Here is a 14,135-nt window from a genome sequence, read left to right as displayed (position 1 = left end):
TTCGGTGCTTAAGGTCGCTTCGCTGGGCTCTGGAAGCAAAGGTAACGCTACTCTTATCGCAACAGAAAAAGCCACAGTCATGGTTGATTGTGGCTTTACTTTGAAGGAGACCCTTAAGCGATTAGAGCGTCTTGAGGTGGCTCCTAGTTCTGTTGATGCGATTCTGGTGACACATGAGCATCAGGATCATATCAGTGGTGTGGGCCCCTTGAGTCGCAAGTTTGATATTCCTGTTTGGTCCACCAAAGGCTCTTTGCTGTCTGGCAAGTGTGGAAAACTGAAGAATTATTCGATCATTGAAGGGTTTCAAGGCTTTGAAATAGGGGATATTGATATTCTGCCCATTTCAGTGCCACACGATGCTAGAGAGCCTTGTCAGTACCTTTTCAGCGCTCACCAAAAACGTTTGGCAGTTCTCACCGACCTAGGCTCATACACCCCAGAAATTGTAGAGACATTGCAAGACTGTCATGGCTTACTACTTGAATGTAATCATGATGAAGAGATGTTATGGAACGGACCATATCCTTATTCACTTAAGCAACGAGTTGGTGGGCCTTTAGGCCATATGAGTAATAACCAAGCCATTAAGCTCTTGCAACAAGTCATCAGTCAAAATCTTGAATTATTAATAGCCAGTCATATCAGTGAGCAGAATAACTGTCCTGATTTAGTGAAAAAAACCGTTGCTGAAGCTGCTGGCTGGCCGCCAGAAAGAGTGTTTATTGCTGAGCAGGATGAAGGTTTTGGCTGGTTCGAACTGACTAAGAATTGATACTAATGATTGTCGTGACTACGACGTTTGTTTTTGAATTTGAATGCTTTTCGAGACTTCTTTTTCTTATCTGAGTGCTTTAAAGCATCTTCGGCTTCAATAATTGGTGATTTCTGCTTTAACGGCATATGTATCGTCAGTACCGCTCCACCAAGCTCTCGGCTGTCTTCTGCCCAAATAGTTCCTTGATGTCGATTGATAATTCCTTTAGCGATAGCTAAACCAAGGCCTGCGCCACCTGAGTCACGACTGCGACTGAAGTCTAGGCGTGTAAAGGGTTCAAATACTCGTGCACGTTTACCGGGTGGTATCCCTGGGCCATCATCTTCAACCCGTATCTCTATACTGTTTTTAAACTGAATGAGTGCGACTTTTACGCGCTTATTCGAGAAGCGTGCTGCGTTTCGGATAAGGTTAATCATGACGCGTTCGATTAGGTTGCAATCTGCAAACAGCGGAATCGATTTTGAAGGTTCTGAGTATAGGACGAACTGTGTTTCTGGGTAGATCGTTTTTACTTTATCAATGGTTTCAGAGCAGATTTTTCGTAAGTCAAAATGCTCGAGGCTTAAAGGAAAGCGACCATCTTTAAGTCGAGAGTAACCTAATACTTCTTTTACGAGATCATCTAACTCTTGCAGAGCTTCGTCCATATCGTTACTAAGCTCTTTGCGTCGGTCTTCTGACTCGGTTTGCGCAAATAGGTCAAGTGCAAAACTGAGCCTCGCCATTGGACCTCGGAACTCATGTGCAACGGCATGCATTAAATCACGCTGGTTATATAGGCTTTGCTGATGTTGTTTGCTTAAACCATTGATATGATTTACAACTCTAGGGGTGTTGACCGCAATATTAGTAAGCGGTGACTTGATTGGCTTTAATCTCAATCCTGTTAAATCGAGTTCTCGAATGGCGCGGATCGCAACCTTTAGGTATTCGTTGACATGACGATAAACAATGAGCACTGCGATACCATTAAAAACCATCAGAATGATCAAATAAAAAAACCAGTCTCGCAATCGTATTGAGTTATCGATTTTTGGATAGGGGCCAACGGTTAGTATCGTTTCATTATCGTTCAATAAGAGGTACGCCAAAGGACCTTCAGGCCTGTCCATATTAATACCATAACGATTTTCTTTGAGTGTTTCGAAGTTGCTAGGTTCCATCCCGAGCTGCTCACGTGTTCGTGCAATGACTTTAGTTTTCAGCTCATGCTCGGCTTTGGCTATGGTTTGCGGCGAATAACTGTAGTCAAGTAGAGACAACCTGAAGTTCAAAAAGCGGATGTCGGACAGTATGGATTCTTGTTGCTCTTTTCGATCGAGCTTTTCCATCCAAGGAAAGTAGACGTAGTACATTGCAATAAAGCTGCAAAGGTTTACTGCTATGAGAATTAAGAGTAGGGCGATACTGCGTTTCATTAGATAGCGAGTAGGTAGCCTTCACCTCGAATTGTCTTAATAATATAAGGCAATTTAGGGTCATCACCAAGCTTGCGTCTTAACCTTGAAATCCTTAAGTCTATACTTCTATCCGTGCCATCATATTCAAGCTTGAATGTTTTTCTATGGAGTTCTTCACGGCTGACGACTTCACCGGAACGCTCCGCTAAAAGCCATAAGAGGTTGTATTCTGCCGTGGTCAAATGCACCTCTGTACCATCGCATATAACACTACGATTTTGAGCATTTATGGCAATATTTCCAGCATTAATGATCTTTTCATGGTCGGGTGTAGGGTCATCAGATTCAATTCGGCGTAGCAAGGCTCTAAGATGCGCTAACAAGACATGTGACTTGACGGGTTTACTCAAGTAGTCGTCAGCGCCATTCTCCAATCCTGCGATTTCGTCAATTTCGTCGCTCAACGAGGTTAGCATTAAAATGGGGCCTTGGTATTTAGGCCTTACCGTGCGGCAAATTGTGAAGCCATCACTACCTGGCAACATGACATCAAGGATAATTGCTCTAGGAGGGTTTTGCTCAATGAACTCAATGGCACGGTTGCCATGACCTTCGACCATCACATTAAAGTTGTGAGAGCGCAAGAAGTCCGCCATCATGCTGGACAATTTTTCATCGTCCTCAACAAGAAGAATTGTATCGTTCATAAATTAAGCTTATTAGAAACACCCAAAGAGTGAGATAAATTGCCTGATTTCTAGCATAAGGTCAATGTTTTAGCCTAAGTATTGAGCATAAGAAGATAATAATTTTACAAAGCAAATAATTTTAAAATTTATATTAGTTAACTAAAGCCCTTTAAAATCATGAGGTTAGGGGAGTAATTCAAACTTGCAATTAACTGTTAAACTCTTACAATATGAACTGTGTCATAAATTTTGACAATAAACATGTATTCTGACTATAAATGGCTGCACTTCTAATGAAAAAATTTATTCAAGTTATCTCTTATTTATTCGCTGTTTCTGTGCTTTTCGCCTTTTCTGGTAAAGCTACGGCTGCTGAGCAGACAACAGTAGCAGGAGCAACTCTGGAGTTGAATGGACTGGGCGTCCATAGTGAGCTTAGAAACGAGTGGTTTTTAAATGGATTATATTTAACAAATACAACTGATGACGCTGAAGAAGCTGTAAGTTCTTCGGGTGTCAAAAGAATGGAACTGAGAGTTCTAGCGGACAACTTATCAGGCAGACGCTTGAAGCGATTTTGGATTGAGCGCATTAAGAATAATAATGAAGCGAGTAGCGTTTTGTCTAACGCAAAATCAGTACGTGACTTTGCAACCTTAATGGATCAGGACTTAGTGAGTGGGGACTCAGTTACTATCGACTTATTGCCTGGTGACGCTACCGTCATTAGTATCAATGGTTCTGAAGTCGGTCGAACAGCTCCAGAAGCCTTCCCTCTAATTTTGAGAACTTGGGTCGGTGATAGACCGCCGAGTTCAGAGTTTAAAGATGCTATTCTAGGTGAAACTTCAGGTGCGCAACGTTCAGCGCTTATCACTCGTTTCTCTGCCGTTCAGCCTTCATCAGCACGTATCGCTAAATTTGACCAAGCGGCTATCGCTGCTCGTGAAGAAGAAGAACGTCAACAACGTGAAGAAGAAGAGCGTAAGCAAAAAGAGCTTGAAGAGCAGAAGCGCCTTGAAGAGCAGCAAAAGCTTGAAGAACAACAGAAGTTGTTAGAAGAACAGCAGAAGCAGGCAGCGGCTGATCAAAAAGCCGAGGAAGAAGCTGAAGCTGAGCGTTTAAGAAGAGAGCTTGAAGAAGCTAAACGCCAGTTAGCAGAACAGCAACAAGCTGCTGAAGCGGCAAAAGTAGCACAAGGGCCAAGTCCAGAAGAGCTAAGCAAGATACGAAATCAGTACTCTAGTGCGTTGGGTGCACACTATGTTCCTTATTTCGAGTATCCTCAACGCGATATTTTTCGTCGCCACGGCAAGTCGGCGCTTATGAGACCGCGTAAAGGCCAAACCCATGGTGATGTTTCTATTAGCATTGAAGTGGATCGTGAAGGCGAATTAGTCGGTGGTAGCCTAGTGAGCAGTTCAGGTGAGAAGATCTTAGATGATGCAGTGATGAACGCATTGTTTGACTCTGTTCCTTTCCCTGCAATGCCAGAGGAGTTACCAGGCGACACATTTAAAACCACGGTGAGTATTTCAATTCCTGCACCACAAATGTAGAATAATTGCTTATGTCTCAAAGGGGCCTAAGTGGCCCCTTTTTTGTTGTAGCAGGCGCTATGACAGTATATTTCAGGTTTTCACAAATATATTCGAGGGCTTATGAAAATTAACAGTTCATTCGATAGTGGCAACATCGAACTTGTATCAGCCGATACGCTATCAAATATTACATTAAAGATTCGCACGGATTCTAATAGCGAGTTTAAGCAATGGTTCCACTTTAAAGCGCATGCTGAAAGCGGCCAGAGTTACGGTTTTGAAATCTTGAACGCTAAAGACTGCTCGTACGTTGACGGTTGGGAAAACTATCAGGTAGTCGCTTCATATGATAGACAGTACTGGTTTCGAGTAGATACTGAGTTTACGTCGGAGAAAACCCTGAAGTTCAAGCATCACTTTGAACAGGCGACAGTTTATTTCTCTTATTTTGAGCCTTACTCTTATGAGCGCCATCAAAATCTTGTACAGGCGGCTCAATTGTCTGATTTATGTCAACATAAGATTTTAGGGCACACGGTCGATGGCCGCGACATGGATCTTTTGGTTATCGGTGATGAATCCAAAGAACGCAAAATGTGGATTACTGCTCGTCAACACCCTGGCGAAACAATGGCTGAATGGTGTGCTGAAGGCTTGATAGACAGACTATTAGATGAGAATGACGCGCTAGCACGTAGCTTATTGGATAAAGCTGTGTTTTACGTCGTACCGAATATGAATGTTGATGGTAGTTATCGAGGCAATTTACGTTCAAATGCGGCCGGAGCTAACTTAAATCGAGAGTGGCAAAACCCATCAATGGAAAAGAGTCCGGAAGTATACTTGGTACGTGAGCAGATGAAGCAGACTGGCGTAGATGCATATCTCGATTTACACGGTGATGAAGCATTACCTTATGTTTTTGTCGCAGGAACAGAAGGCGTGCCAAGCTATTCGGATAAGATCAAAGCATTAGAAGATGAGTTCAAAAGAATCCTAGAGTCAGTCAATCCAGATTTTCAGGATAAGTTTGGTTATGACAAAGATGAGCCAGGAAAAGCTAACCTGACAGTAGCTAATTCTTGGGTTGGCGAGGAATTTAAATGTTTGTCATATACTTTAGAAATGCCATTTAAAGATAATGCTAACCTGCCTAATAAAGAGACCGGTTGGTCAGGTGAACGAAGTTATATTCTTGGCCAGACGTTATTAAATCCGCTGTATCAGCTGGTTGATAAACTTAGAGCTTAATCAACTTTGTTTATCGCAGAAGCGCCTTCGGGCGCTTTTTTATTATTTATTTAACGTGGTCCTGTTCAAGAGACATACTTTGTTCATATAAATCAATGGTATAAGAATTATTTATCAGTTGGCGGATAAGTGTTATATAATACTCTAACGATCTAAGACTTATTGGTAGTAATGACCGACGTAATTACCTCAGTGGACATTGACGTTCCATTCCCCAAGCCACCGCTTGAATTAAGCCCAGCAGAAAAAGACACGCATAAAGCAACGATTAAAGAATTGTTGGTGAAGCATAATGCGGTACTGATAGCGCATTACTACACCGATCCTGAGATCCAGGCTTTAGCTGAAGAAACCGGTGGCTTTGTTGGCGACTCGCTCGAGATGGCAAAGTTTGGTGCTCGTCATGATGCAGAAACGCTGATTATCGCTGGCGTTAAGTTCATGGGTGAAACCGCTAAAATCTTGAGTCCTGAAAAGCGCATCTTAATGCCTACTCTTGAAGCTACTTGCTCATTGGACCTAGGCTGCCCTATTGATGAGTTTAGCAAGTTTTGCGATCAACATCCGGATAGAGAGGTTGTGGTTTACGCGAATACCTCTGCTGCTGTCAAAGCGCGTGCCGATTGGGTTGTGACTTCAAGTATTGCAGTCGACGTTCTTGAATATCTTGCTGAGCAAGACAAGAAAATTATCTGGGGGCCGGATAAACATTTGGGTCGATACATCCAACAAAAGACAGGTGCGGATATGCTGTTATGGCAAGGAGCCTGTATCGTCCATGATGAGTTTAAGACCAAAGCATTAAAGCAGACCATGGCGCTTCATCCTGATGCAGCTGTGCTAGTGCATCCTGAGTCACCTCAAGAAGTGGTGGACTTAGCAGACTTCGTTGGCTCAACGTCTCAGCTCATAAAAGCGGCTAATGACTTACCGCATAAGAAAATGATTGTTGCTACCGATAAAGGTATTTTCTACAAAATGCAGCAGAAAGCACCAACAAAAGAATTAATTATTGCTCCGACTGCTGGTGAAGGGGCAACTTGTCGCAGCTGTGCTCACTGCCCGTGGATGAAGATGAATGCTCTGCATGTGTTGTCAGAAGTTTTTGAAGGCAATGACAAAGAAATTTTTGTTGATGAGACTTTGGCGTCAAAAGCCTTGATTCCACTTGAAAAGATGGTCAACTTTGCTAAAACTATACAGTCAGAAGTAAAAAGTAACATCTAATTCATACAATCTTTTAGATTATTTAGGAGTCAAAACATGCATAAGTTGATGTTCAGTGCTTTAGCGCTGGCGCTTGCAGCGGGTTGTTCAAATGCTGACAGTAGCGATACTACCGAGAGCAAACCTAAAGAGACGACGAAGCAAGAACTTAAAGCTTCAGTTGATGCTGTTGTAGAAACATCTGATGGGATCAGTTTGTGGGAAGAGCTACTCACATCAGGACACCGTTCAGATAAGAACAAACAAAGAGATCAGTATCGCCACCCTAAAGAAACCCTCGAGTTCTTCGGTATCAAGCCAGGTATGACGGTAGTTGAGATTGCACCAGGTGGCGGTTGGTACACTGAAATCTTGTCTCCGTTACTAGGCCCCGAAGGAACACTCTACGCCGCACACTTTGATCCTAACAGTGAGGTCGAGTATTACCGTAATGGTCGTGCTAAATTCGAACGTAAAATGGATGTCGAGTCCGATGTCTATGGTAATGTGACGATCACAACGTTCCAACCGCCTGAAATTTTTGATATTGCACCAGATGGATCTGCTGATGCTGTTGTTACTTTCCGTAATGTGCATAACTGGCTACGAGGTGGTCGAGAAGCTACCGTTGATAGTTTTAAGGCTATGTATAAGGCACTGAAACCAGGAGGGGTGCTTGGAGTGGTTGAGCATCGCTTGCCTAAATCGCAAGAACAAGATGAAAAAGCCTCTAGCGGATACATGCATCAAGACTTTGTTATTAGTGTCGCGCAGGATGCTGGCTTTAAGCTTGTCGCTTCGTCAGAGATTAATGCAAACCCTAAAGATACAGCGGATCACCCCAAGGGTGTTTGGACTCTACCGCCAAGCTTGAGGTTAGGTGATCAAGATAAAGACAAATATATGGAGATCGGTGAAAGCGATCGTATGACTCTAAAGTTTGTTAAGCCAGCTAAAAAATAACCCCAGCTGGTAACCTTGAAAGTAAAACGGCTCCTTCGGGAGCCGTTTTAGTATAAGTATGCTAGTGAGCTAGCATTTAATCTACCTTGGAATTGATAAGTTAGTCTGATTCCATTATCTTGCTACTGAGCTCTAACATTTCTTGTACGTAATCATCCTTATCTTTCTGTAAATCTTCGTCCGTTGGCAACGGTTGACCTGTGTAAGCATGTAGAAAAGCCTCACATAGCAGTTCGCTATTAGTTGCATGGCGTAGATTGTTGACCTGACGGCGAGTTCTTTCGTCAGTTAACACCTTCAATACAGAAAAGGGAATCGAAACGGTAATTTTCTTTACTTTATCTTTCTTTTCACCGTGTTCTACGTAGGGATTAATGAATTCCCCATTCCACTTTTTGCTCATGTTCACCTCAAAATTAATTGTTCAAACAAATTATACACACATTCGGACGCCTAAACATCTTGACTTTTGCAGTCATGAAGTTATTATATCCAGACGTTTGGGCGTCTAAACGTTTATATTTTTAGATGTTCTGGTCTTGATGCCGCTAATAAGCAGATATCATAAGACAAAAAACACTTATATTCCATAGGGTTATAACCAATTAATAGGCAAAAGAATGGCAATTGCAACAACTGAGATACGAAATGCCCAAAAAACGCACGTTAAAGCGGTGTTTGGTGCTGTTGCAGTTAAAAAAGGAGTAACCCTTAGTTCTGGTACATCCACAGAAGAATGTACTCTTAAGTACTCTATTTATGGTGATCGTACTTTGCCTGTGGTTGTCGTGCTGGGTGGAATAACAGCCAGTCGTCATGTTTTACACTCTAATCAAGAGACTGCAGAGGATTGTGATGACAACTCTGTAAGTACTGGTTGGTGGGATGACCTTGTCGGTGATGGCAAAGCTATTGACACCCAAAAGTACTGTGTTATCTCATTTAATTACATCAGCACTCTACAATTCAAAAGTAAAGCTAATTACAAGGTTGTTCGTCATGTAACGCCAGCTGATCAAGCGTGTCTTCTGAGCGAGTTACTGAAATTACTTTCCGTTAATGAGCCCGTTCGCTTTGTAGGAAGCTCTTACGGAGGCATGGTTGGGCTCAACTTTGCCGAACAGTATCCGCACAAGGTTAAACACCTCGTTTGCATTTCTGCCAGCGATCGCAGTACTCATACCGCCAGAGCTATTCGAGCGATACAGAAGGGGATTTTTGAGCTGGCCGATACTTCAGAACAAAAACACCAAGCGTTGTCTTTAGCACGACAGCTTTCCATTCTTTTTTACCGTACAGACGATATTTTTGATACCCAGTTTGTGGATCCAATAGTGCAGTTACCGTTCGATAATATTCTCGGTTATGAGCAAACTATCTACAGTTATTTAAAACATCAGGGACAGAAGTTTGCGAATAAAACGACTATTTCTAACTACACAGCGTTACTTGACTCTATTGATGCTCACCGCGTCGAGCCAAACAAAATAAAGTGTTCGTCCAGCTTTGTTGCTGTACCTAGTGACCGACTGGTGAGTTTTGAATCGATGCGCAAGCTTGCGCATACGGTTAAAGGAACATCTGATTTTTATCGTCTTGAGTCTGTGTATGGCCACGACGCATTTTTAAAAGAATTTGAGCAATTAACTGATTTATTGAAAAAGATTTTAGGAGCAAGTGATGAGTCACCAGCAAGCTACGCAAGCCGTTAGAGCCGGCATTGAAACTGACGAGCAGTACGGAGCGGTAACGCCAGCATTATACTTTTCGAGTAACTACACTTTCGAGGGGCTTGGTAGCCCAAGAAAATATGATTATAGCCGTTCAGGCAATCCTACACGTGATGTGTTAGCGGATTGTTTGGCTGATTTAGAAGGGGGTGCTGGCGCCGTAGTAACGTCGAGTGGCATGTCTGCGGTTCATCTAGTGACGCAGTTGCTTGAGCCGGGTGATCTGGTTGTTGTGCCACACGACTGTTACGGCGGTACCTATCGTTTGTTCACATCGTTGGCCAAGAAGGGCGGTTGCCGCGTCAAATTTGTCGACCAAGGTAACGAAAGAGCCTACCAAGAAGCGTTAGCTGAGAAGCCGCGAATTGTTTGGATTGAAACGCCAAGTAACCCTCTGCTGCGCATTGTTGACGTTGAAAAGTTATGTCAGCAAGCTGGTGATGACGTAATCAAGGTGGTCGACAATACTTTCCTCTCACCTATACAGCAAAAGCCTCTAGAATTAGGCGCAGACTTAGTGATCCACTCAACGACAAAGTACATCAATGGTCATAGTGATGTTGTCGGTGGCGCCGTGGTTGCAAAAACAGAAGAATTGCATGAGCAAGTGGCATGGTGGGCTAACTGTATTGGCATCACTGCATCACCGTTCGATAGCTTTATCACGACACGTGGCGTTCGCACGCTGGGTATCCGAATCAAAAAGCATGAAGAAAACGCGCAAGCAGTGGCCGAATTTTTGGATAAACATCCTCTGGTTGATAACGTTTATTATCCAGGCTTAGAACACCATCCAGGACACTTAATTGCGCGTAAGCAGCAAAAAGGCTTTGGCGCAATGCTGTCTTTCACCACTAAATTCAATTCGGAAGCCTTGGCCGCCTTTATCAAAGAGCTGAAGCTGTTCTCATTGGCAGAGTCACTGGGTGGAGTGGAGAGTTTAATTTGCCACCCTGCGACCATGACGCATGCGGCGATGGATGAAGCTGCGCAGTTGGAAGCCGGAATCACACCTCGATTGTTGCGTGTCTCAGTAGGTATTGAAGAGCTTGATGACCTGCTCTCCGATCTAAAGACCGCGTTTGAGAAAGTACCTTATAGTGCGACTGATGTTGAAAAAGAGGTGAGCAATGGCTGATGAAAATTATGCTGTTGGCACAGCTAAAAACTATAAAGCAGGAGAGTATAAGGTTCATAAGTTTGGTGGGACCTGTTTAGCCACGCCAGAATCTATTAGCGCTGTTTCTGATATTGTGAAAGAGCAGACCAAAGCGGGCGATGTCGTTGTGGTGTCTGCTAATGGTAACGTCACTAACTGGTTGCTGGCGTTGATCGAGGGTGGCATACCGAACGGTCAGATCCTGCTAGATTATTTTTTAGATCTTCAGCAGGGGATTGGTTTTGATAAGTCTATCTTAGAGCGGATTGAGCAAGATGTTAAAGCGATAGAGCGGTTGATCGATACGAATCGCTACTCCCAGAGTGAGGTATTGGCCCACGGAGAAACATGGTCATCGCTTATCCTATCTGATGTGCTAAACAACAAAGGCAAAAAAGCACAAGCGATAGATAGTTGTCGATGTTTAAAGTTGAATACAGAAACCTATCAGTATCCCTTCGACCAGCATTTTGCTGATGATGCTCTATCGAACCTTTATAGCACTGAAACTGACTCGGTGTTTATCGTTACGGGCTTCGTTGCATTGGATAGCAGGTTACAGAAAACAACCTTAGGCAGAAATGGTAGTGACTTCTCTGCAACTGCGTTAGGTTACTTAATCAACTCTCCAAGCATTACAATCTGGACGGATGTTAATGGTATTTATACCGCTGACCCTAAGATTATTCGTGAGCCGCTGTTAGTAGAAAATCTAACGCTGTGCGAAGCGCAGGCATTGTCAGAATTAGGGGCTAATGTACTTCATGAGAAAACGGTACTGCCACTTTTGTTGTACAAGGGGAGTGTGAACATTAAAAGTTTCGAGCAGCCTGACGCTGCCGGAACGGTTGTGTCACAAGACACCACACCAACGAATCGTGTAAAAACTATTACTTTTAAGCCAAAGTTACATAAAGTTTGTATTCACTCGATTGATGAATTACAGGCTCGACGTATCCAAAAGAAGTTAGCAGAGAAAAGTATCGCCAGCTATGTGAATGGCTATGACATTACTCAGCACAAGCTCACCTTTTACATCGAGAAAAGTGATGTGTTTGCTGTGACTTCGACTATTAAAGCATTGCAGCATTATCCATCGGTACTGCTTTCAAACATGACTTTAATTTCTTTAGTCGGCCAAAACATCCGTCAGGACAAGCGTATCATTGAGCGCTTTATTCGTCGCTTAAGTACGTTTGATACCCAAGAAATTCATTATCCTAACAATAGCCATAGCTTGTCCGTTGTGATTGATGATGAGCATGCAGAGGCTTTGTTACGAGACTTACACACGAGCTTCTTTTATCAAGAGCCGACGGTTCCAATTGTGGTCTTGGGCTATGGTAATATTGGTAAAAAGTTTGTCGAGCTAATTGAAACGGGCGCTGAGCGCTTAGGTCAAAGCCTTAATCGTTCAATTCAAATTTTAGCTGTTGCAAACAGCAAGCGTTACACTTTTGATCCTGACGGTATAGAGTTATCAGAACTGGAGCAACTGTTACCAAAAGGAGAAGATAACTCAAACGACCAAATTTTCTCATGGCTGGAGCAATATGCTGGCCGTGAACTGATCATCGTCGATGCTACTGCGAGCAAATCAATATCTGAAAGGTACAGAGGATTTGCAGAAAATAAGTGGCATATTATTTCAGCCAATAAAATTGCTGCTTCAGACAAGCACTATGCTCGTGAAGTTGAGACTGTGCTTAAGACAAACCGTCGTATTTGGAAAAAGAACACGACAGCAGGTGCAGGATTACCGATTCAAGCAGCGATCAAAAATCTGCATGAGTCAGGTGATCGCATTGAAGAGGTTAGTGGTATTTTTTCAGGCTCACTGTCATGGCTTTTTAGTGAGTTTGACGGCGAGAAGCCATTTACTGAGTTGTTAAAGGTAGCCCAAGATAATGCCTTCACCGAGCCAGACCCCCGCGAGGATTTGTCGGGTAATGATGTTATTCGCAAGATTCGTATTTTAGCTCAGCAGCTTGGTTTTGAAGATGCTCCTGAGGATTTTGAGCCGGCAATTTCGGAAGAGTTGCTAGATGGAGAGCTTGATGAGTTTTGGCAAAAGGAATCCGCGATTAATGACTACTATCAAAAACTTCTGGAGAAAGCTAAAGCAAGCGGTGGTCTACTGCGTTACATCGCCACATTGTCACCAGAAAAGCTCTCTCTAAAACTTGAGCTCATTGAGCAGTCGCATCCGTTTGCGTCTTTAAACCCTTGCGATAACGTGTTCCAAGTCATTAGCGCCTGGTATAAAGATAACCCACTGATCATTCAAGGACCCGGGGCTGGGCGAGAGGTCACTGCAGGTGGTGTGTTAAATGATTTGTGTGATTTGTTGAGGGGGCACTAATGTCCTTTCCAATAATTACCTCCAGTAGTGAGAAGCCCAGCTATGAAGAAGCTCGGATTGCTGAGTTTTTAAACCAGCAGATAGCCGACTTAAATGGCAAGGTGAACGTTTCTTTTGAGTTCTTTCCGCCCAATACACCGGAGATGCAAAAGACATTGTGGTCAAGCATAAAAAAGCTCGAGCCATTACAGCCAGAGTTTGTCTCAGTCACTTATGGAGCGGCGGCATCTACTCGTTCTAGAACCCATGATGTGATTACAAAAATTATTCGTGAAACTGAGTTAACGGCAGTGCCGCATTTAACCTGTATTGGCTCTAGCGAAGCTGAGATAGAGCAAATTGCTGAGGATTACTGGTCTAAAGGAGTACGGCATATCGTCGCACTTCGTGGCGACTTAGGTGAGGATGCACAGCAGGGAGATTTTCGCTATGCCACGGACCTGGTTCATAAGTTAAAGCAACTTCACGACTTTGAAATTAGCGTGGCGGCTTACCCGGAAGTTCACCCAGAAGCAGAAAGTGCTAAAAGCGACTTGGCAAACCTGAAGCGAAAAGTGGATGCAGGCGCTAGCCGTGCTATTAGTCAGTTTTTCTTTAGTGCTGAAAAGTTCCTTAGGTTTCGAGATCAGTGTTCACGAGAAAACTTAAGTATTGATCTGACTCCTGGTATTTTACCAGTGACGAACTTTCCTCAATTGCAAAAGTTCGCCAAGTTTACTCAAGTGGATATACCAGACTGGATGTATAAGGTGTACGAGGGGCTTCAAAACGACCCTGAAACGAGCCGCTTGATTGCATCTCACATTGCTATTGAACAGGTTAAGCTCTTAGTTAAAGAGGGTGTCAGTGACTTTCACTTTTATACATTAAACCGTGCAGATTTAACCTACGCTATTTGTCACAGTTTAGGGAAACGAGGTTTATCTTCAGCTGCTTAAAATATTGCAAAAGCAATAAAAACAAATTAAAGTCTGCTTCGATATTGATTTGAAGCAGGCTATTTCTTTCTAAGTCAATTTACTCATTAGTCAAAGTAATAGGAAAGGCCTGTTC

Annotated in this window: 12 protein-coding genes; 9 read left to right on the top strand and 3 right to left on the bottom strand. The window is 43.1% G+C overall.

Annotation, left to right across the window (positions count from 1 at the left end):
* Window positions 1-4 precede the first annotated feature (4 nt).
* Window positions 5-775 carry an MBL fold metallo-hydrolase gene (locus tag KFK88_RS05985; protein WP_223577787.1) on the top strand — a complete coding sequence of 257 codons (771 nt, stop codon included), beginning with the start codon at window positions 5-7 and terminating at the stop codon, window positions 773-775.
* 2 nt (window positions 776-777) lie between these two features.
* Here KFK88_RS05985 and KFK88_RS05980 read toward each other — a convergent pair whose 3' ends face one another.
* Together KFK88_RS05980 and KFK88_RS05975 are read right to left on the bottom strand one after the other, a co-directional pair.
* Window positions 778-2,199, bottom strand: a complete 1,422-nt coding sequence (locus KFK88_RS05980; protein ID WP_223577786.1) for a sensor histidine kinase — start codon at window positions 2,197-2,199, stop codon at window positions 778-780.
* A complete protein-coding gene (locus KFK88_RS05975) occupies window positions 2,199-2,888 on the bottom strand; it encodes a winged helix-turn-helix domain-containing protein (RefSeq protein WP_223577784.1) in 690 nt (229 codons plus the stop codon). The genes KFK88_RS05980 and KFK88_RS05975 overlap by 1 nt, the downstream gene beginning before the upstream one ends.
* 275 nt (window positions 2,889-3,163) lie before the next feature.
* Between KFK88_RS05975 and KFK88_RS05970 the strand changes: the two genes are divergently transcribed.
* From KFK88_RS05970 to KFK88_RS05955, 4 genes are all read left to right on the top strand, one after another.
* Window positions 3,164-4,429: a TonB family protein gene (locus tag KFK88_RS05970; protein ID WP_223577782.1), complete on the top strand. Its 1,266-nt coding sequence runs from the start codon at window positions 3,164-3,166 to the stop codon at window positions 4,427-4,429.
* Window positions 4,430-4,531: 102 nt separating this feature from the next.
* The gene (locus tag KFK88_RS05965) at window positions 4,532-5,662 is read left to right on the top strand and encodes a M14 family metallopeptidase (RefSeq protein ID WP_223577780.1); all 1,131 of its coding nucleotides are present in this window, start codon (window positions 4,532-4,534) and stop codon (window positions 5,660-5,662) included.
* Between the two features lie 171 nt (window positions 5,663-5,833).
* Window positions 5,834-6,889: a quinolinate synthase NadA gene (gene nadA / locus KFK88_RS05960; protein WP_223577779.1), complete on the top strand. Its 1,056-nt coding sequence runs from the start codon at window positions 5,834-5,836 to the stop codon at window positions 6,887-6,889.
* A gap of 36 nt (window positions 6,890-6,925) precedes the next feature.
* Window positions 6,926-7,831, top strand: a complete 906-nt coding sequence (locus KFK88_RS05955; protein ID WP_223577778.1) for a class I SAM-dependent methyltransferase — start codon at window positions 6,926-6,928, stop codon at window positions 7,829-7,831.
* A 100-nt stretch (window positions 7,832-7,931) separates the two neighbouring features.
* Here KFK88_RS05955 and metJ read toward each other — a convergent pair whose 3' ends face one another.
* Window positions 7,932-8,234: a met regulon transcriptional regulator MetJ gene (metJ, locus tag KFK88_RS05950; RefSeq protein WP_223577777.1), complete on the bottom strand. Its 303-nt coding sequence runs from the start codon at window positions 8,232-8,234 to the stop codon at window positions 7,932-7,934.
* Window positions 8,235-8,451: 217 nt separating this feature from the next.
* Here metJ and KFK88_RS05945 point away from each other — a divergent pair, with 217 nt between their 5' ends.
* The 4 genes from KFK88_RS05945 to metF are packed head-to-tail and all read left to right on the top strand — an operon-like array spanning window position 8,452 to window position 14,020.
* On the top strand, window positions 8,452-9,543 hold the full coding sequence (locus tag KFK88_RS05945) for an alpha/beta fold hydrolase (protein ID WP_223577776.1): 1,092 nt from the start codon (window positions 8,452-8,454) through the stop codon (window positions 9,541-9,543).
* The gene (metB, locus tag KFK88_RS05940; protein ID WP_223577775.1) at window positions 9,512-10,699 is read left to right on the top strand and encodes a cystathionine gamma-synthase; all 1,188 of its coding nucleotides are present in this window, start codon (window positions 9,512-9,514) and stop codon (window positions 10,697-10,699) included. The genes KFK88_RS05945 and metB overlap by 32 nt, the downstream gene beginning before the upstream one ends.
* The gene (metL, locus tag KFK88_RS05935) at window positions 10,692-13,082 is read left to right on the top strand and encodes a bifunctional aspartate kinase/homoserine dehydrogenase II (RefSeq protein ID WP_223577774.1); all 2,391 of its coding nucleotides are present in this window, start codon (window positions 10,692-10,694) and stop codon (window positions 13,080-13,082) included. The genes metB and metL overlap by 8 nt, the downstream gene beginning before the upstream one ends.
* A complete protein-coding gene (metF, locus tag KFK88_RS05930) occupies window positions 13,082-14,020 on the top strand; it encodes a methylenetetrahydrofolate reductase (protein WP_223577773.1) in 939 nt (312 codons plus the stop codon). The genes metL and metF overlap by 1 nt, the downstream gene beginning before the upstream one ends.
* Window positions 14,021-14,135 lie beyond the last annotated feature (115 nt).

This window comes from Kangiella taiwanensis, assembly GCF_020005165.1.
Classification (GTDB): Bacteria; Pseudomonadota; Gammaproteobacteria; order Enterobacterales; family Kangiellaceae; genus Kangiella; species Kangiella taiwanensis.
The sequence above is the reverse complement of the archived record's forward strand: the minus strand, read 5'-3'. Positions and strand labels throughout refer to the sequence as shown.

Bases quoted from the DNA above. Each gene is read 5' to 3' on its own strand.
- KFK88_RS05980 (WP_223577786.1), bottom strand. From the start codon at position 2,199: ATGAAACGCAGTATCGCCCTACTCTTAATTCTCATAGCAGTAAACCTT.
- KFK88_RS05975 (WP_223577784.1), bottom strand. From the start codon at position 2,888: ATGAACGATACAATTCTTCTTGTTGAGGACGATGAAAAATTGTCCAGC.
- KFK88_RS05970 (WP_223577782.1), top strand. From the start codon at position 3,164: ATGAAAAAATTTATTCAAGTTATCTCTTATTTATTCGCTGTTTCTGTG.
- KFK88_RS05965 (WP_223577780.1), top strand. From the start codon at position 4,532: ATGAAAATTAACAGTTCATTCGATAGTGGCAACATCGAACTTGTATCA.
- nadA (WP_223577779.1), top strand. From the start codon at position 5,834: ATGACCGACGTAATTACCTCAGTGGACATTGACGTTCCATTCCCCAAG.
- KFK88_RS05955 (WP_223577778.1), top strand. From the start codon at position 6,926: ATGCATAAGTTGATGTTCAGTGCTTTAGCGCTGGCGCTTGCAGCGGGT.
- metJ (WP_223577777.1), bottom strand. From the start codon at position 8,234: ATGAGCAAAAAGTGGAATGGGGAATTCATTAATCCCTACGTAGAACAC.
- KFK88_RS05945 (WP_223577776.1), top strand. From the start codon at position 8,452: ATGGCAATTGCAACAACTGAGATACGAAATGCCCAAAAAACGCACGTT.
- metB (WP_223577775.1), top strand. From the start codon at position 9,512: ATGAGTCACCAGCAAGCTACGCAAGCCGTTAGAGCCGGCATTGAAACT.
- metL (WP_223577774.1), top strand. From the start codon at position 10,692: ATGGCTGATGAAAATTATGCTGTTGGCACAGCTAAAAACTATAAAGCA.
- metF (WP_223577773.1), top strand. From the start codon at position 13,082: ATGTCCTTTCCAATAATTACCTCCAGTAGTGAGAAGCCCAGCTATGAA.